21 protein-coding genes and 1 pseudogene are annotated in these 18,927 nt (G+C 34.0%); 8 read left to right on the top strand and 14 right to left on the bottom strand.

What is annotated here, in order from left to right:
- Positions 1–60: 60 nt before the first annotated feature.
- The 5 genes from BW983_RS10935 to hflX are packed head-to-tail and all read right to left on the bottom strand — an operon-like array spanning position 61 to position 4,291.
- Entirely contained in the window at positions 61–393 is a 333-nt protein-coding gene (locus BW983_RS10935) for a DUF6122 family protein (protein ID WP_076551995.1), read from the bottom strand.
- Positions 390–1,109 carry a DNA alkylation repair protein gene (locus BW983_RS10930; RefSeq protein ID WP_076551994.1) on the bottom strand — a complete coding sequence of 240 codons (720 nt, stop codon included), beginning with the start codon at positions 1,107–1,109 and terminating at the stop codon, positions 390–392. The genes BW983_RS10935 and BW983_RS10930 overlap by 4 nt, the downstream gene beginning before the upstream one ends.
- 26 nt (positions 1,110–1,135) lie before the next feature.
- A complete protein-coding gene (locus BW983_RS10925) occupies positions 1,136–2,416 on the bottom strand; it encodes a cation:proton antiporter (protein WP_076551993.1) in 1,281 nt (426 codons plus the stop codon).
- 16 nt (positions 2,417–2,432) lie between these two features.
- Complete coding sequence (locus BW983_RS10920; RefSeq protein WP_076551992.1) at positions 2,433–3,068, bottom strand: DUF4919 domain-containing protein; 636 nt, start codon at positions 3,066–3,068, stop codon at positions 2,433–2,435.
- Positions 3,068–4,291, bottom strand: coding sequence for a GTPase HflX (gene hflX, locus BW983_RS10915; RefSeq protein ID WP_076551991.1), 1,224 nt, complete (start codon positions 4,289–4,291; stop codon positions 3,068–3,070). Before hflX ends, BW983_RS10920 begins: the two co-directional genes overlap by 1 nt.
- A gap of 195 nt (positions 4,292–4,486) precedes the next feature.
- On the opposite strand from hflX, the gene BW983_RS10910 reads away from it, so the two are divergent.
- The 4 genes from BW983_RS10910 (at position 4,487) to BW983_RS10895 (ending at position 8,783) form a co-directional block, all read left to right on the top strand.
- Positions 4,487–5,194 carry a LytR/AlgR family response regulator transcription factor gene (locus BW983_RS10910; RefSeq protein ID WP_076551990.1) on the top strand — a complete coding sequence of 236 codons (708 nt, stop codon included), beginning with the start codon at positions 4,487–4,489 and terminating at the stop codon, positions 5,192–5,194.
- 164 nt (positions 5,195–5,358) lie between these two features.
- A complete protein-coding gene (locus BW983_RS10905; protein WP_076551989.1) occupies positions 5,359–5,835 on the top strand; it encodes a T9SS type A sorting domain-containing protein in 477 nt (158 codons plus the stop codon).
- Between the two features lie 5 nt (positions 5,836–5,840).
- Complete coding sequence (locus BW983_RS10900; RefSeq protein WP_076551988.1) at positions 5,841–8,363, top strand: beta strand repeat-containing protein; 2,523 nt, start codon at positions 5,841–5,843, stop codon at positions 8,361–8,363.
- A gap of 6 nt (positions 8,364–8,369) precedes the next feature.
- Positions 8,370–8,783 (top strand): hypothetical protein, encoded by a 414-nt coding sequence (locus tag BW983_RS10895; protein ID WP_076551987.1) that lies wholly within the window; start codon positions 8,370–8,372, stop codon positions 8,781–8,783.
- A 108-nt stretch (positions 8,784–8,891) separates the two neighbouring features.
- On the opposite strand, the gene BW983_RS10890 is transcribed toward BW983_RS10895, so the two are convergent.
- Entirely contained in the window at positions 8,892–9,329 is a 438-nt protein-coding gene (locus BW983_RS10890; RefSeq protein ID WP_076551986.1) for an META domain-containing protein, read from the bottom strand.
- Positions 9,330–9,415: 86 nt separating this feature from the next.
- Between BW983_RS10890 and BW983_RS10885 the strand changes: the two genes are divergently transcribed.
- Both BW983_RS10885 and BW983_RS10880 read left to right on the top strand, forming a co-directional pair.
- A complete protein-coding gene (locus BW983_RS10885) occupies positions 9,416–11,623 on the top strand; it encodes a S46 family peptidase (RefSeq protein WP_076551985.1) in 2,208 nt (735 codons plus the stop codon).
- Between the two features lie 78 nt (positions 11,624–11,701).
- A complete protein-coding gene (locus BW983_RS10880) occupies positions 11,702–12,178 on the top strand; it encodes a YdeI/OmpD-associated family protein (RefSeq protein WP_076551984.1) in 477 nt (158 codons plus the stop codon).
- 36 nt (positions 12,179–12,214) lie between these two features.
- Here the strand turns inward: BW983_RS10880 and BW983_RS10875 are convergent.
- Positions 12,215–12,916, bottom strand: a pseudogene (locus BW983_RS10875) (YifB family Mg chelatase-like AAA ATPase); the annotation flags it as partial.
- A 124-nt stretch (positions 12,917–13,040) separates the two neighbouring features.
- Between BW983_RS10875 and BW983_RS24505 the strand changes: the two are divergent.
- Positions 13,041–13,166: a hypothetical protein gene (locus BW983_RS24505; RefSeq protein WP_262484592.1), complete on the top strand. Its 126-nt coding sequence runs from the start codon at positions 13,041–13,043 to the stop codon at positions 13,164–13,166.
- Positions 13,156–14,082 (top strand): hypothetical protein, encoded by a 927-nt coding sequence (locus tag BW983_RS10870; RefSeq protein ID WP_076551983.1) that lies wholly within the window; start codon positions 13,156–13,158, stop codon positions 14,080–14,082. The genes BW983_RS24505 and BW983_RS10870 overlap by 11 nt, the downstream gene beginning before the upstream one ends.
- Positions 14,083–14,166: 84 nt before the next feature.
- On the opposite strand, the gene BW983_RS10865 is transcribed toward BW983_RS10870, so the two are convergent.
- From BW983_RS10865 to BW983_RS10835, 7 genes are all read right to left on the bottom strand, one after another.
- Positions 14,167–16,158: a hypothetical protein gene (locus tag BW983_RS10865; protein WP_076551982.1), complete on the bottom strand. Its 1,992-nt coding sequence runs from the start codon at positions 16,156–16,158 to the stop codon at positions 14,167–14,169.
- Positions 16,159–16,419: 261 nt separating this feature from the next.
- Complete coding sequence (locus tag BW983_RS10860; protein WP_076551981.1) at positions 16,420–16,641, bottom strand: hypothetical protein; 222 nt, start codon at positions 16,639–16,641, stop codon at positions 16,420–16,422.
- Between the two features lie 8 nt (positions 16,642–16,649).
- On the bottom strand, positions 16,650–17,261 hold the full coding sequence (locus tag BW983_RS10855) for a hypothetical protein (RefSeq protein ID WP_076551980.1): 612 nt from the start codon (positions 17,259–17,261) through the stop codon (positions 16,650–16,652).
- Positions 17,261–17,620, bottom strand: a complete 360-nt coding sequence (locus BW983_RS10850) for a hypothetical protein (RefSeq protein WP_076551979.1) — start codon at positions 17,618–17,620, stop codon at positions 17,261–17,263. Before BW983_RS10850 ends, BW983_RS10855 begins: the two co-directional genes overlap by 1 nt.
- Positions 17,621–17,630: 10 nt before the next feature.
- Positions 17,631–18,053 carry a hypothetical protein gene (locus BW983_RS10845; RefSeq protein WP_076551978.1) on the bottom strand — a complete coding sequence of 141 codons (423 nt, stop codon included), beginning with the start codon at positions 18,051–18,053 and terminating at the stop codon, positions 17,631–17,633.
- A gap of 313 nt (positions 18,054–18,366) precedes the next feature.
- A complete protein-coding gene (locus BW983_RS10840) occupies positions 18,367–18,612 on the bottom strand; it encodes a hypothetical protein (protein ID WP_076551977.1) in 246 nt (81 codons plus the stop codon).
- Positions 18,605–18,919: a hypothetical protein gene (locus tag BW983_RS10835; protein ID WP_076551976.1), complete on the bottom strand. Its 315-nt coding sequence runs from the start codon at positions 18,917–18,919 to the stop codon at positions 18,605–18,607. Before BW983_RS10835 ends, BW983_RS10840 begins: the two co-directional genes overlap by 8 nt.
- Between the last annotated feature and the right edge of the window lie 8 nt (positions 18,920–18,927).

Below are 18,927 nucleotides of genomic sequence, written 5' to 3'. Positions count from 1 at the left end.
ACTACAAAATACAAAAAAACTATAACTTTTTAAAGACTAAAAGAAAATATTAATGATATTTTAATGACACCAAAAGGTAAAGTCCTGAAAATCCGTGATCATATGAATTAAAAGTCCAATGGCAATAATTCTGATATTACCTTTAAAAAATAGCATCGCGCAATACACTGCAATAGCATAATATGAATGTAAAATATGGAATCCGATACTGTTTCTGGAAGGATCAAAAATAGGGTTAGCAAAAAGGTGATCCAAATCTACCAGCATTGTCGCCAACAGAATGAGATAAACTTTTTTCCAATTTTTACGATAAAAGATCAATGCAATGAATACCGGAAAACCAAAGTGCAAAAAATAATGAGTACATGATTTCCAAAAGAGACAATCCATCATATTCTCCCTTTTAAATAATCCTGTCTCATTCCTTCATCTAGTTTTTCTATAGCATATCGCAGGCAGGTTCTTGGCATTTCTTTGTAATATGAGTTCAGATAAGAGATGAGCTCTCCTTCGTTTATGTTTCCTATTTCTCGCAATAACCAGCCGTTTGCTTTATGCATCAGATCATGGGAATGCTTTAGGTTTCTGGTTACAAATTCTTTAGTAAGCTCAAAAGAACCCTTTTTGATATAATGCATTGTTCCTACCACTGCTATTCTCTTATGCCACATTTCTTCAGCTTCCGAAAGTTCTCTCAGAAGATTTTCTTTTTTATTTTCATATGCATATCTCCCCAGAATTTTATAACAGCTTGAGTCTACAAGATCCCAATTATTAACGTAAGGAAGATGATTAAGATAGAATTCCACCACTTCAGTTTTTACTGCAATATCTTTTGTTTTTTCAAACTTTGAAATCAGCATAAAAAGAGCTGTAAGACGATGTTCATGATATTCTGAAGAAAGTAACTCACTTAGTTCTTTCAAGTTAATTTTTGAGTAGTATTCTTTTGCCACCGACCTTTGATCAGGAACTTTCACTCCCAAAAACAGATCTCCTTCACCGTACTCTCCTTTTCCTGTTTTGAAAAACCTTGGAAAGAATTCTGCTTTTTCAGGAATGGATAAGACGGCAAGAGCTTCCTTGATTTCTTTAACAATACTACTCATTTTAATAACAATCTGTTTAAAAAAAACTAAGCTTCATCTTCTAAAATCCCTTGTTCCTCTTCTTCTTTTACAATCTGGTTGGGATTTGCTACTTTAGCTATGGTAAGTCCTTGAACAATAATAGAGAACACTACCACACAATAGGTAATACTAAGAATAATCTCACTATATTCACTTTTAGGAATAGACATCGCCAATGCAATGGAAACCCCACCACGAATTCCTCCCCAAACCAATACTTTCACCGTCTGCGGGCTGAAACTCTTTCTTAGAGAAGTAAATTTTGTAGGACCCCATATTGAGATAAACCTTGCAAATAGAACCACAAAAATCGCTAGTAATCCAGGAATCATGAAGTGCTTCAGATCTTTGATCATTAAAAGCTCAAATCCGATAAACAGGAATAGTACAGCATTCAGAATTTCATCAATCAGTTCCCAGAATTTGATCAGATAATCCTGAGTAACGGACTTCATTTTGAAGTTTCTGTTAAAATTCCCCATAAATAATCCTGCCGCGACCATCGTCAATGGACCTGAAATGTGCATTTGTCTGGCAATAAGATAACCTCCCATCACCACAGAAAGTGTTACCAGCACGGAAATAATATAATCATCCACTTCACGCATCAATCTGGACGTTACCCATCCCAGCAAAACACCTAATAGAATACCTCCACCAGCTTCATGAAGTAACAGTAAACCTATACTTTCCACCCCAAGATCCACTTCTTTCCCCACTGCAAGCTGTAAAACTACTGTGAAGACCACAACAGCCATACCATCATTGAAAAGAGATTCTCCGGCAACTTTTGTTTCCAGAGACTTTGATACCTTTGCCTGTTTTAAGACACTTAGTACCGCTACCGGATCCGTAGGAGAAATCAATGCCCCAAATACAAGACAGTAAATAAACGGAAGCTTAACTCCTACATAAGGAAGCAAATAAAACATCCCGAAACCAACCACAAAAGTGGAAATCACCACTCCCACCGTGGAAAATATCAGTACCGGACGAAACTGTTCTTTGAGATCATTAATATTAATGTGAATTCCTCCTGCAAAGAGAAGGAAGTTAAGCATTGCTCCCATCAGAATTTCCGTAAAATCAATACTTTCCATAAGGCTATTAAGGTGTCCGAAAGTTCTTGGTAATACAGTTTCTCCAAACAATACCAGAAAGATGGAAACCACAATGGCAATCACCATAATCCCAATAGTACTTGGAAGTTTTAAGAATCTGTAGTTAAGATATGCAAATATAGATGCTAATACGATTAATGCTGAAAATGAATAATATAATTCCACTAAGTGTTTTTTAAGATTAATTGGTTAGTTCTAAATAAAGTACTTTGATATAAATTTTGTTACCATCTTTTTCCCAGATATCATACATCCCGTCTTTGGATGGTTTTGAACCTCTTGTGTAATCCTTTCCTATATTCAGGATATTAAGAAGAATATACTCATCCCCTACGGAATTGACTAAATAAGCCGTTTTTTCGGATTTCCCGTCCCCTGAACTCTTTATTCCATCTGCAAGTGAACGAAACTGAGTAAGATGGTGCATAAAATTATTACCATCCTTCTTAGAATCATATGCCCTAAGAAGAATTAAAAGAATATCAAGATTGGTAGGATCTTTATCATACAAAGCCTTCCCTTGCTTGATACATTCTTCAAAACTATTTTGCTTAAAAGCCTCTGCCAGGTTTTTGAAACCATCATCTGAAGTCGTTATCTTATCATTTCTAAAATTCCTTCCATAATAAAGATATTGAGATTCTATACTATCTAAAGACTTAGGATAACCTTTATATTTAAAAATAAGCTTCTCATAATTGTATGGAGAATCAGTTTTTTTCAGACTTTTTTCAATAGCCTTAAAATCTACTTTTGATTTCTGGCTGAACCCAAAAACCGAAAACAGAATGAATAAAAGGAAAAAATGGTATCTCATTATTTGTTGTTTTCTTCCTCCTCGTCATCAAAGTACTCAAAAAGGAAATCGTTGTACGGAAATCTGGAAATATGAATCTTCATAACCTCATCGTAGATCATCTTTTTCATTTCCGGGAAGTTTTCCTTTGTAAGTGCAGAGATGAAAACAGTAGGATACTTGGATTTCGCCATCCATGTTTTTTTCCATTCTTCAAGAGAAATATTCTTCTTTGAACTAGGGGTCAAATCATCTTCATCCTTCTTCTCATAGCTGAAATCGTCAATCTTATTAAACACCATGATCATTGGTTTCTGATGAGCATTGATATCCATTAAAATCTGATTAACAGAAGCAATATGGTCTTCAAAACTTTCATGGGAAATATCTACCACATGAATCAGAAGATCTGCTTCACGTACCTCATCCAATGTAGATTTGAACGATTCTACCAGCTGTGTAGGTAGTTTTCTGATGAATCCTACCGTATCAGTAAGTAAGAATGGTAGATTCCCGATTACAACTTTTCGTACCGTAGTATCTAAAGTTGCAAACAATTTATTTTCAGCAAAAACTTCAGACTTTGAAAGAGAATTCATCAAAGTAGATTTCCCGACATTGGTATACCCTACCAACGCAGCACGAACTACTTTTCCGCGATTGTTACGCTGAGTTGCCATCTGCTTATCAATCGTTTTCAGCTTATCTTTCAACAAAGTGATTCTGTCACGAATGATACGACGGTCAGTTTCAATTTCTGTTTCCCCAGGACCTCTCATCCCGATTCCCCCTTTCTGACGCTCCAAGTGAGTCCACATTCTTGTCAGTCGAGGTAGCAGATATTGGTACTGAGCCAATTCAACCTGAGTTCTTGCATAAGAAGTCTGTGCTCTTTGCGCAAAAATATCAAGAATAAGGTTGGTACGGTCCAAAATTTTGACTTCCATTTCTCTTTCCAGGTTTTTCAGCTGTGAAGGAGAAAGTTCATCGTCAAAAATGACGGTTCCAATCTCGTTTTCTTTTACATATTCTTTTATTTCAAGTGCTTTTCCACTTCCAATAAAGGTTTTGGAATCAGGCTGTGTTAATTTTTGAGTGAAGCGCTTTTGTACAGTTGCTCCGGCAGTGAAAGCTAAAAACTCCAGTTCGTCCATGTACTCTGTAAGTTTTTCTTCGTCCTGATGTTGGGTTACAATTCCCACCAAGACTGCTTTCTCATAATTATGTTCTTTCTTTTCTAACATTAAGTTCTGTCTATGTTTATGATTTTTACAAGATAATATTTTTCAGAAAAAAAACAAAATCAATTTTTATTTAATAACACTTTTTAATATAAATTTAAGTTGACATACGTATTGTTTTATAAAAAATCAATAACTTTATGTAATAATTTTCTGATTTTTAAATATTTAAATTAAAAATTAACACCCCAGAAGATCATGATTCCCTATATCAAATGTATGATTATTGATGATGATGAACTGGACAGGCTGGTTCTTCAGCGTTATCTCAGACAATATGAAAATATTGAAATTGTTGCTTCTTTTGATTCGGCAGAAAAAGCAATTCCTTATCTCGAACTTCCCATTGATCTTCTCATCACAGGAACTAATCTGAAAGCTATGAGTGGTCTGGAATTTAGAAAACTGGCAAGAAAAATACCGGCATGCATCTTTGTAAGTTCTTATCCCGAACTTGCTGCATCTGCTTTTGAAATGGACACTTTGGATTTTATTACCAAGCCCTTAACTAAAGAGCGTTTTCATTATTCTATGCAAAGACTGTTTGAGTTTTTTAAGGCAAAAGAAAAGTGTGAATGCTACGATGCCATCCTAGGGCAGGATTTTATCAAATTAAAAGAAAGCGGCAATATTTTTCAGGTCAGAAAAACAGATATTCTCTATCTGGAAGCGTTAAAAGATTATACCAGAATTATTACCCTTGAAAAAAAGCATTGTATTCTGGATTCTCTAGGTAATCTTCTTCATAAAAGCTTTTTTGACTCTTTTGTAAGAATCCACCGGAGCTATGCTGTACCCCGTCATCTCATCCGTGGGAAAAACTGTCATGAAATAGAACTGATACACCAGATCAAACTTCCTATCGGAAGGACCTACAAGGATAATCTTTCCTTTTTTGAATCCTAAAAAATCAAGCACTGATTTCCAATAATAATTCACCAAATGCTATTGGTCGATTATTTCTGCCGTTCGTCTATTTTTCTCTTATTCAATTCTGATAGGCAGTAATTTAGTCTTCCCAAATTTCACATTGAGAAAAGACATTTATTAGTAACTTAAAACTGTTATTCATGAAAAGAATATCTATCTATTATTGTATTCTGTTCATCTTTCCCGCTTCAATCCTGCATGCCCAATCAGCAGTATTAGCAACCGGAACGGATGCCTCAGGAGGTAATGGCTCAAGCTGTTATAGTGTAGGTCAGATCACATATCTTTTCAAAGGTACTGATCCTCAGGTCATGGAGGGTGTACAGCAACCTTACGAAATCATTACACTTGCCACCCTCGAACCGTACTCAAACCTTGAAGGTATTTTAATTTATCCTAATCCTTTCAAAGACTATCTGTATCTTGATTTTACCACAAATAATTATAAAGGTTCAGAATATCAGCTTTTCGACTCACAAGGGAAGCTGATCAAAAAAGACATGATTTTACAATCAAAATCCGAGCTTAATTTTTCTTCTCTACCATCTGCAATGTACATCATAAGGATCAATCAGGGGGGAGAAAACATCAAGACCTTTAAAATCATTAAAAAATAATCACCATGAAAAAAATATTATCCATGTTTTGGATCTTGTCTGGGCTCTTTATGGGGCTTTCACAGGCTCCAGAAAAAATGAGCTACCAAGCAGTAATCAGAAATGGTTCCGGACAGCTTTTAGGTAATCAGGCAATAGCCATTAGAGTAAGTGTACTACAAGGCTCACCCGCAGGAGCAGCTGTTTATTCGGAACGACTTACCGGAAATACCAATGCCAATGGATTAATCAGTATGGAAATAGGTACTGGAACTGTACTTTCAGGAACGTTTGCTTCTATTGACTGGTCTTCAGGAAGTTATTATTTAAAAACAGAAACTGACCCAGCAGGTGGAACCAGCTATACAATAGTAGGAACCAGCCAGCTATTAAGTGTACCTTATGCTATGTATGCAAAATCGGCAGGTGGCGGTGGTGGCAGTTTCACCATTCCTTACACCAATACGGTTAATAATGCATCTACCCTATTTTCATTAACAAATGACGGAGATGGAACCTCACTGGAAGGAGTCAACAATACAACCACATCAAGTATTACCGCCGTGAGAGGTATTGTAAGCAATACAGCACCAGGTGGGTTCTCCAGCGGCGTTCGGGGAATTAATAACGGAACCGGAGGACTTGGAATTGGAGTATGGGGAAGTCAGGCTGGAAGCGGCTGGGGTGCTTATGGTACCACTCCAAACGGATTAGGTGTCTATGGTAACGCTACAGCAAACGGAACCGGAGTTTATGCCAACAGTAATACAGGTACCGGACTTACAGCAACCAGTAATAATGGTATTCCAGCAAGTATTTCCATTTTCAATAATGCCAATAATAATAACGCTCTCAATGTTTCCAGTGTAGGAAACGGAACAGTTGTAACCGTTACTACATCAGGTAATGGTGATGGTGTAGCCAGTTCTACAGGAGCAGGTATTGCCCTCAGAGGATCAACCAGTGCGCAGACTTCTGCCGGGGTGTTGGGTAGTAATAATGGCAATGGAGAAGCTGTTGTAGGGCTTACCACAAGTGATATCGCAGGAGCCGTCGTTGGAAGAAATGATGGCGGAGGTTATGGAGTAAGAGGTTTCATCGCTACCAATACAGCAGGAACCGGAGTTGGTGTATATGGACAGGTAGGATTAAACAACAGTACCGGACGGGCTGGTAGGTTTGAAAATACAAATCAATCTAATACCGAAGCCAATACTTTTGAAGTTAAATCAAACGGAAATGGTAATATTCCAGACAATACAAAAGGAAATGCCTCTTCTTTCCTGCTTGATAATACTAACAGTGTGGGAGCGGCAGTACGAGCGGAAGTGAACACTATTTTCGGAAACTTTGGAGCAGCAGCAGTATTTGGAGTGTCTTCAGGAACAGGAGGACGTGCCGGATTATTCTATGCATCCAATCCTTCAGGAAACGGAGCTTCCTTAATTGCGCTTACAGATGGAAACGGAAATGCTATTACAGCCAATGCCGGAAAAGACGGAAATGGTGTGGAAACCAATATTGACGGAGCAGGAAATGCTTTGTATGCATGGGTTCCTTCTTTTTCAACCGGAAGAGCTGGTAGATTTGAAATCTTCAATGAAAATAACACAAGTGATGTCGTAACAGTAAAGACCATAGGAAATGGTACTGCCGGAAGTTTTAAAGTAGATAGGGTTACTGGTACATCTCCTGCAGTAAAAGGAGAAGTCAATTCTCAGTTTGCTAATTTCGGAACTGCCGGTATTTATGGAATATCTTCAGGAACAGGAGGGTTTGGTGGCTTATTTCATGCAAGTAACCCCGCCGGAAACGGACCTGCTTTAGTTGCTATTGCAGATGGAAACGGGAATGGAATCACCGCCAACGCATCCAATACAGGAGATGGAGTTGAAACAACAGCAGACGGATCAGGAAACGCTCTTTTCGCATGGGTTCCTAATTTTGGAACCGGACGGGCAGCAAGACTTGTCAATTTTAATACATCCAATACTAATCCTGTCCTTACAGCAGAAACCCATAGTGCCGGATCTATTGCCGTATTTAAATCTGGAAATCCAGGAACGGTAAATGTGGCTCGTATAGATAATACCGGAAAAGGCTTTTTTAACGGAGGTACACAAAACAGTGGTGCCGATGTTGCAGAAGCATTTGATGTAAATGGAAATATTTCTGAATATGAGCCGGGTGACATTCTTACTATTTCAACAACAGCTGACAGAACGGTAGAAAAATCTTCAAGCCCCTATTCTAATCTTGTAGCCGGAGTGTATGCTACCAAACCAGGAGTACTTCTTACTGAGGAACATATTGATACAGACCTTTCCAATAAAGTTCCGATGGGCGTGATCGGCGTTATACCTACAAAAGTTTGTCTGGAGAACGGTAAAATCAAAAGAGGAGATCTCTTGGTTACCTCATCCAAAGCTGGTACTGCAATGAAAGCTGACCTTAAAAAGGTAAAAATAGGACAGGTCATCGGAAAAGCACTTCAGGATTATGATCAAAAAGAGATTGGAAAAATTCAAGTATTAGTCAACATAAAATAAACCGTCATGAAAACAGCATATATCATCCCGCTATTATTTCTAAGCATGATTACCTACGCCCAGGAAAGTACAAAATCTGCTCCTGTAGAAGATCAGACATCAACATTAAAGCAGGTAAAAGAGCATGAAGCAAAGATATTGAAGGAGACTAAAGAAAATGTGGAGAAAAAAACGACACAAACAGGATTTGTTTCCGATCATGGACTTGAAGTTAAAAATAAAGAGTCTAAACCCAAATCCACAGACAACTCTTCAGGCAAAATGCTTCCCAATACAGCAAGTCTTGAAGACATCAAAAAAACGATTCCCAACAGACAGGCATCTCATACTATAAATTCTAGGAACACAAGTAAAACAACCATTGGACTGCCAAACACGGCAACTTTAGAGGAAATAAAAAAAACAATCCCTAAAAACTAATGACCCTCAAAAACTAGTAACTCTCAAAAGCTGATAACCAAACTAGATTTTTCAAACAAAAAGAAGTCCGCTTTGTAGCGGACTTTTTATATTTTTATTCAGGATAAATTAATCCCAATCTGCTGCAACAAATTTCATTGAGTTTCCTTTATCATCAGACAGAGTAAGGAAATGTCCTTCTACAGTATATTTTGTCATCGTATTAAAATTTTTCTGAAAAGCAGTTTCCAGATTCATGTCGCTGCATGCTTTCATGGTGCCTATTCCATTTGAAATTTTCACAGTCCCATTTTCTTTAAACTCAGTGGTATAAGACATTTGATTACAACCCATATATACACTTCCTTGAATTTTACCATCTTCTATTGGGGATGTCAAATTAAGCTCTGCTTTATGAGCAATGAGCTGGTCTTTAGAAAATCCTTCAAGGGAAACCAACATCCATTGTCTCTGAATCTTGTAATCTTTGACCTGAGGAACGGCTGAACAATTTAGAACAACTCCTAAAAATAAAACAGCCAAAAGGGATAATAGTATTCTTTTCATGCGCTTTATCATCCCATTTTCATACCAATCCACTGCAGAATCTCGTAAAAATTAGTAAATTAGCATCACAAAAATTATTTTATAAAATGAAAAGACTATTTCTACTATTCACTTTCTTGTTGAGCTTTGCTCAGATGAGGGCGGATGAGGGGATGTGGCTGCTAATGCTCATCAAAAGACTTAACGGTGTTGATATGCAAAAGGAGGGTCTACATCTGACGCCTGAAGAAATTTATTCAGTGAACAATTCCAGCATGAAGGATGCTATCGTAAGTTTCGGTGGTTTCTGTACAGGTGAGATTGTTTCTGACAAAGGACTTTTATTCACAAACCACCACTGTGGTTATGGTGCTGTGGCTGCAGCTTCTACTCCTGAAAAAGACTATTTAAAGAATGGTTTCTGGGCAATGAAGCAAAAAGACGAGTTCAATGCAAAGGATCTTTATGTAAGATTTTTAGTAAGAATGGATGATGCTACTCAAAGAATCACGTCTAAGCTAAACAATAATATGACCGGAGCAGAGAGAAAAGCTGTTATCGATGCTGAAACTAAAGCAATCCAAACAGAAAACTCTGAAAACGGAAAATATACTGTAGTAGTAAAAGATTTCTTCAACGGAAATGAATTCTACTATTTCGTATACCAGGATTACAAAGATGTAAGATTAGTAGGTGCTCCTCCTTCATCATTAGGAAAATTCGGGGGTGATACTGACAACTGGGAGTGGCCAAGGCATACTGCAGACTTCACTGTATTCAGAGTATATGCTGACGCTGCTGGTAACCCTGCTGAATATTCTCCAAGCAATGTTCCTATGAAACCTAAGCATTTCTTACCGGTTTCTCTTAAAGGAATTAAGCCTGGCGATTTCTCAATGATCATGGGATATCCTGGTAGAACAAACCGTTACCTGACTTCTTACGGAATTCAGCAGATGGTAGGAAAAGATTACCCAGCTTGGGTTGAGGCTTCTAAAACTGCAATGGATGTAATGAAGAAGTACATGGATAAAGATAAAGCTACTCAGCTTAACTATGCTTCTCAGTACGCTTCTGTAGCAAACTACTGGAAAAACAGACAAGGAACAATTGATGCTGTAGAGAAAAACGGTACAATTTCTGACAAAATGAAAATCGAAGAAACCTTCAAAACATGGGCTGCTATGCCAGCAAACAACATGTATGATGGTGTTTTAGAAGATATAGGAGCTTATTATAAGCAAACTTCAGACAGAAATGTTGAAAGAAACTATGCTTCTCAGTTTTCAAGAAATGCTAAATATATTTCTCTTGCTTTACAAGTAGGTTCTGTATTAAAAGCTTATGCAGCTCAGGATATGCAAGGAAGATTAGCAATGAAAGCTAAAACTGAAGCTGCGGTTAAAGCTGCTTATGAAAACTTCAGCCCTTCTTTAGAAGGTGAAATGCTTGCCGCAATGACTAGTCTTTACCAAGCTAAAGTAAAAAATACTGAAGTGGCGTCTGCTACAATCTTAGGATTAGATGCTAAAAATGTATCTAACCTTGCTTATTCTTCTATTTTTGCTAACAAAACCTCTGTAACAAATTTCTTATTAAATCCAGATGCGTTAAAACTTGATGCTGATCCACTTTGGAAAGCAGCTAATGGTATTGTTGCTGATCAGAAAATGAGCACTGAAAGATATGTAAAAGTAGATGATAACTTTGCAAAAAACAGCCGTCTATTCTTAGCTGGTTTAGTGAAAGCAATGCCTGAAAAGAAATTCTACCCGGATGCTAACTCTACGATGAGATTAACTTACGGTACAGTAGATAAGCTTCCTATCAGAGAAGACAGAAACTACTTTGGTGTTACAGATAACTACTATACAGACATGGCTGGTCTTGTTGGAAAATACAAGAAAGGTGATGAAGAATTCGATCTTCCTCAAAGAGTAATTGATCTTTATAACCTTAAAGATTTCGGACAATATGCTGATGCAAAAGGATATATGCCTGTAAACTTCCTTTCAAACAATGATATTACAGGAGGGAACTCTGGTTCTCCGGTAATTGATGGTGATGGAAACCTTATCGGTATTGCATTCGATGGAAACAGTGAAGCATTAAGCGGAGATATCGTATTTGAGCCTGAATGGCAGAAAACAATCAACGTTGACGTTCGTTTCGTACTTTGGACAATTGATAAGTTTGCTGGTGCAAGAAGATTAGTGGATGAATTAAAGCTTGTAAGAGATGAAAACACTCCGGCTGATACAAAAACTAAAAACTCAGGAACTACAACAACTCCTAAGAAAACAAAGAAAAAATAATCTTTTTTGATATATTTTGAAACCGTGAAATTTACTTTCACGGTTTTTTTATTTTTGATCATTAAAATTTGTTCTGTTATGAAACTTCAGCCTATAGACTTTACTGCAATTATTAAACAAAACGAAGAGATGAATGCCGCATTTGTCGAATTTCCCTTTTCCACAGAAGAACTGTTTAATAAAAAAGGGATGATAAAAGTGAAGGCAATATTTGATCATAAAATCGAATATCGTGGAAGCCTTGCCAAAATGAAATCTGATTGTCATATTTTAGGCATAACACAGGTGATCAGAAAGAAGCTTGGAAAAACTTTTGGAGATGAAATAATTGTCTCTCTTATTGAAGATAAAGAAGAACGAATTGTTGAAATAGCGAATGATATTACCTTGGTTTTTAATGATAATCCGGAAGCCAAGTTATTATTTGATAAGATGAGCTATACTCACAAAAAAGAATATATCCGCTGGATAGAGGAAGCAAAGAAACCGGAAACCAGAGAAAACAGAAAAATCAAAATGATACAAATGATCCTGAATGGAAAAAAGGGAGTTTAGCTATTCACTCCCTATATTTTAATACCTGAATTTTAATTAGCCATTCCAAAACTCTCTGTCTAAACTTCTATACTGTATTGCTTCGGAAATATGATGTGAAAGAATTTTTTCAGATTCTTCAAGATCAGCAACAGTACGGGCAACTTTCAGTATTCTGTCATATGCTCTTGCCGACAGATTAAGTTTTTCCATTGCTAATTTTATAAGTTGTAAAGAGGTTTCATCTAATTCACAAAAAGCCTCAAGTTCTTTAGGTCCTATCTGTGCATTACTGCTTATATTCAGATTTTTATATCTTTCATTCTGAATTTCTCTTGCTTTTAAAACACGTTTTCTTATATCTTCACTCTTCTCTCCTTTCCTTTTTTCAGACAACTGTTCAAATTCAACTTTCTGAACTTCAATATGAATATCAATTCTATCAAGAAGCGGTCCGGAAAGCTTGTTCATATAGCGTTGCATTTCGTAAACGGATGAAGTGTTATTGGGATCATCCGGAAAAAAGCCGCTGGGACTTGGGTTCATTGAGGCAACCAACATAAAACTTGCCGGGTAGTTAACGGTAAATCTAGCTCTTGAAATAGTAACTTCCCGATCTTCCAACGGTTGACGCATTACTTCCAAAACAGTTCGTTTAAATTCCGGCATTTCATCCAGAAACAAGACTCCGTTATGAGCCAGAGAAATTTCTCCTGGTTGAGGATAACTTCCCCCACCAACTAATGCTACGTCAGTTATTTTATCAAATGTGGGGGTATTTATAAAATTAATTAACTTGCTGTAATACAAAATAATACACCAAAAGCATTAAAATAATTTTAACATTTTTTGTCGTTCCAAAATCGCTCACTAAAATTGCTAAATGAAGACAAAGAAAAACAAAGAAATGTTAAAAAATGAGAAGCAATTTTATTTCAAAAATAAAGGTTGGAAAAGTAATCAACAATTATTATCTGTTAAACATAAAATAAGAAGCTATGCAGGATAATTTGAGAATTTATTTTAAAGACAAAATGCATTTTGAAAGTTTAATTAAGAAAAATAGAAAATTCAATTGTACTATTGACAGTGAGGATCTAAAAAATGATAATCCAGAAGCCTTATACTATCCAATTAAAGGAAAAATTGGATCATTGGTGTATGTCATAAACCCCCAAAGTGCTTATATTGAAAATTCTATACATAAGTATCATAATTTAATTATGACAGGAAAAGAATATAATTATAACGATTTTTCTTATTGTGATCTGGTACAAACCTTAGATGAATTATTAAATGAATTTCCTGAATATGATTTCTTAGATACTAAAATTACATCATTGGAATTTGGGTTCAATCTTGCAGTAGATATAAACGTAAAGGATCTGATTGAAAAAAATGTTTTATTATATAATTTTAAACCCCATTATGTTTTTGAAGATAACAAAAATTTTGTACTTAAAAAGTTTAAATCAGGAAATCACATCTTTAAAATTTATGATAAAGGCAGACAAAATAAGCTTGATTATGAACTATTAAGAGTCGAATTGAAGTATAACACGAAAGAGCTAAAGAAATTAGGAATAATCAACTTTCTTGATTTATACGACCCTCATAAAAACTTGGGTCTATTTAATGATTTTATGAAAAAGTTTGAAGATCTTATTATTATTGATGATCGATTTACTGAGGGACTTTCTAAGGAAGAAATTGCAAATCTCGGCAACAAACTGGAATATTCTTATTGGAAAAGAAAAGATTTTTCAGAATCTACAAAAAGTAGACATAAAAAGAAATTGTTGAAGTTTATTGAGGATAAAAAAATGGATAAAAAATTCATATATATAAAAGATTTGATTATTCAGAAATTTAACCAGCTATTTGAAGATTGTAATAAATCTTACCCTCTTCCTATTAATTATTAAAAATGAAGGGTTTTACTATAGTGATATGGATAGTAAAACCCTTCATTTATGATATTAAATCTTACATATTTTGATTTATTCAATTTAGACAGTTGGTAAATTAAGTTTCTCAAAAAGGACTTTATTTCTGTTCTTAGAATCTCTTATCAATTTATCAAAACTGATTATTTCCACATATAAATAATAATTCCTATTGTAATTAAAATAACCATCATTATCAGGTAAAACAGTGAAATTTTGATCCTCAGCAAATTTTCTCATATTAGGGGTTAAGTCACAAACTATATATGCATATATTGGAGTTTTATCCTTAATATCAAAAGGTCTACCGTCCTTATCCAATACTTTATTATTAATAATTTCCCTAACGTAAGTATTTATCTGGTTTATTGGATTTTCACTATCTGTATAATCATTTCTCATTGGTCTTTTAAACTCCACAATTATTATCGATGAATAAGGTTTTTCATCATCTGTTAGCAAGTGAGCTTTGTTGAAAATCAATAAGTCTGTTTCCTTTGTAGATTTTGATTCTGTTCGTTCGTTTGACTTAAAAGTTTTATCAGATGCCAAATAATCATGAAAGGATAATTTATCATCAATCACCCATAAATTGTGTTCATCAAGGGAAATTTCATCTGAAGTTTTACGAAGTGGAAATATTAGATTATGTATAACTTCTTCAGTAGAATATTTATTTTCCTTTTTTCTTAAATTTAATTCAAGCAGATCTAAAATATGTTTCCTATGTAGAATATATTCTGAAAGCTTAGCGTTTCCAACATCCAGAATTTTTTCATATAAACCATCGTTCATTTTATCCTCTTTGTTTTCAATACCCTGCAATTCAACTTTTGTTTCATTTAAAACCTCTAATTCAAGTTTTTGTTGAATCTTAAATAATTCTACTTCAAGTTTTGAATCATCATTTGAATTAGATATTTTGAGAATATCATTAGGCTTATATTTCAATAAATGTCTATATCTTGGATGAGAAGTAACAAAGGTTCTAACCCTATTAAATTTTTTCTCCGAAAACTCAACCAAATGCTCTTTGAAATGTTCCCTAATGATTTCTGCAACACCATCTTTTAAATCTTGAAATGTAACAGCTTCTTCAAACATACTTTCTTCATTATCAAAAATAACTCCTGTTCTTTCTTCATTCACCCTTCCATTCTCGTCAAAATAATCTCCCGAGACATATATGCTGATTGAAAATTTTTGTCCAATTTCATCAACAAAATAATCGGGTATTTCAGGAATTGTATCAGAAATTGGGTAATTTATAACTTCTCTTTTGTGCGCAAGTAAGTGTACTTTATTATCTGTTCTTGTGTTATATAACTTTACTATATCAAGATCAAATTTGTTTGTATTAATAGTAAATGGTTTTCCTTCAACAGCTTTATTAATATACATTGAGAAATAATCATTTACGACAATCGGTTTATTTACATCTTTTAAAACAATTGTAGGACAATTAGAATCTAAAAAAAATGAAAAACAATGCTCTATAATTTTAAATGCAATATCTTCGGAATTATTGTTACACCATCTTCTGTAATTTTCTTTTAAGTTTTTTAAAATTACAATTGTTGACCAAAAATCTTCTTTACTTTCAATTTCAATTAAAGACTCCTTTTCAATTCCTTTTTTAGTTGGTACAAAATTAAATGTTCTTTTTTTAAATACTTCTCCTTCTTTAAATTGGCTTTCAATTATTGCCTTTTCAAAGGCTCTTAGCCAAGTTATACGTCCTATTCCTTTCCCTCCTCTTTTTTCAAATTTATATGATGAATGAGCAAAATTGAAAGAATCATAATTTTCTTCATTAAATCCGATGCCATTATCCTTTATATGGAAATCAATAATAGGGGGTAATTTTTGTAAATCATCATAAGGGAACTCTTCTTGGTTTAATCTTATTAAATCAATTTCAATTAATCCTTTTTCACTTAATTTTGCATCTTCAATTGCATGTATTGAATTAACTATTGCCTCATATAAAGGCAGGAGGACATTATTATGAGCAAGTTTTTTCTCTCTTACTTTTCCAGCAATATCAATTTGCATAATATTAGTTTTTTATTAAATCAGGTGTTTCAAAGATACTAAATTGATGTTCTGAAATAAAACATATTTTCTCTATAAATATCTGACAGTTATTAGTTGTGTAATCTTGTATCTTTATATTTTAATCATTCAGTTTTCAAAGATACCAACCAATCCAAATACATTGTATCAAAAAGCTTTTTAGCCATAGAATGACGAAAATAACAATTTGTATAGTTTTTTCACAATATATTTTAGCATCACGTCAAAACTTGACGTTTTTTATTTTAAAAGTTGAGTCTTTAATAATTCCTCTAAAGGACTTTGAGGTTTGCTCGTAATGACAGTTTTTAAATTTTTTTCAGATAATTCGGCAAACTCAACAGTTTTCAATATGGAGAATGCAACATCTTTTAATCCTAACTTTCGTAGTGCTATCCGAATTTCCTTATCAGTAGGAAACAGATTGTCGTATTGTTTTAAATGGATTTTGTGATTTTTCATATTGGATTTTAATTCTTTTTAGTGTTTATATTTTCCATTTTTAATAGAAGGCTTTGTAAACTCAAATCACTTGAATTGCTCTCCTTGGTATAATCTTTATTAAGTTGATAAAAAATATTGTGAATAACCTTTTCTGTAAGGCTTTCTTCAATCGAATAACCTTTTGCAAATTTTTCTTTCATATTCAAAGTTTTTATGAAATAGTGATTAATCATATTTTCATAAATAAACTTCAAATCATCACTGTTTTTGTATTTTATTGCTTTTATGTCTTCTTTTAAATAGTTGGAGATTGTATGGTTGAGATCTGAAATTAATTTATTCACATACTTGTCTATGATATGACTTAAATCACTATATATAGGCTGTTGATGATAAGTTTTTCTAATAGTTTGAAATGTTTCACTGATAATAGCCTGTATTTTGATTTTAGAAATTTTGGCAGTCATTGAAATTTCATTGACTGAGGTATTCCAATACTTCTCATAATCCAGAATGAGTTCAAGGCTAGATTTATAGTTTTTCTTACCCATAAATATGTCCTTCAGATCCGCTACAAGACACTTTTCGACCATTTGGCTGATAGTCTCTTTTAATTGTAACTCTGCACTATTTTCCATTATTTTGCCACATTAAAAGGATTTTCCCCTGCACCCATAAAAACTGTCCCCATACGTTTGTATTTCATTGGCTTTCCTTCAACGCAAACGGAATACATTCCATTTCCTTTCTGTTCTGAAATTCTTAAAAAGATTACATCTTTCTCGTTACAGTCATTTTCAACTGCAATATGTTTTCTTAAATCTTCAATAGTAGCATCACCTCGTTTTAACCAAGACTGGATTTTTTTGTCTTGTTTTGGCTCCTGATAATTGGAGGGTAGATCACATTCTTTGACAGTTTGTTTTGGATTTTCTGTTTGTTGTGCAAAAGTTATTGTTGAAACAATAATTACTAATGCTGATAAAAACTTTTTCATGATAGTATTATTATTGTTTAGTTAAATAAAATGCACCTACTGTTGAAGCATAAGGATAATTTACCCATTCAATTGTGGTAGAATTGATCTTTTTGAACTTGTATTCTGCATTTGCAGAACCTGATTTAATCGTAAATTCATATACAGTTTCGGAAATATTTTCTGGAACACTGGAAGAGGCTCCTAAACTTGCACCTTGCTGTAATATTGATTTATAACTTGTTTCGATACTCCCTGCAATAGTATAAAAATCATCATTAGTAAACTTGTAGAGTGCCGTACCGTCTTTCTGCCATTTCCCCTGAATCCACGTTGGAGGATGGAAATACTGTGTTGCTACTGGATTGGTTGTTGTTTGTGTGTTTTCATCATCGTGATTTGAACAACCAATAAATGATAATGCTGTAAAAACTGTGAATAATAGTTTTTTCATAAGTGAATATTTTACTCACTCAGTCCCAAAAGTGAAAGGTTATAAATGAAGAAAGCATGGGATCAACCATACTTGCTTATAGAGGTTCTGACAAAACCCAACGATACAAATAGGTATAACCCATGCCATATAGCACGAGTCATCAACTATTTATTTTGTATCGTTTTTTGAAACTGTCAGATTTCTATAAACAAAATAAAAGCTATGCTTCTTTTTTCGATAAAATTTGAATTACAAAGATATAAATTTTTGTAATCTGTGTTTCATAAGCAAAAATTGTTCCTTTAAATGTTATTTACTAGGTATAGTGTATTTATTCTATACTTGCTAACCATCCATCTTGAGCAGCAAGAAAAATTAACTCTTGCATATCTCTGAAACTTGGTATTCTTGCTTGTCCTCTTGCAGCTTGGAGTGTATCATCATCTCTTCTCCATATGAATCTATATCCTTTTTCTGTTGAACCATTATCATAAATATACTCACACCACTGAAAACAAAGTCTCCAATTTCCAGGAGATCCATTTGTAACTTCTCTAATAATTTTTACATTAGCCATTTTTGTTCTTTTTAAATAAATAGTATATTTTATTTTTATCAAGTTCTATATGGTTCGTTGAAATAAAACTTTGAAACTTTTCTTTAGTATTAATTTCATAATCGTGAATTTTTGAATAAAGAAATGTGTCAGATAACTTTCCTAAAAGAATATATTGAAAGTCATTAAAATAGGTTTTTAACAAGATTTCTTCTAATTTCCCATCTGTCTTCACATAACTTTCAATTCCAGAAATTATTTTCTGATCGTTTTCGACTTCTAAAATTACATATTCAACATTTTCAGTATTAAAATAAATATTTTTCATTCTATATT

The organism is Chryseobacterium ureilyticum (assembly GCF_900156735.1).
GTDB classification, from domain to species: Bacteria; Bacteroidota; Bacteroidia; order Flavobacteriales; family Weeksellaceae; genus Chryseobacterium; species Chryseobacterium ureilyticum.
The sequence above is the reverse complement of the archived record's forward strand: the minus strand, read 5'-3'. Positions and strand labels throughout refer to the sequence as shown.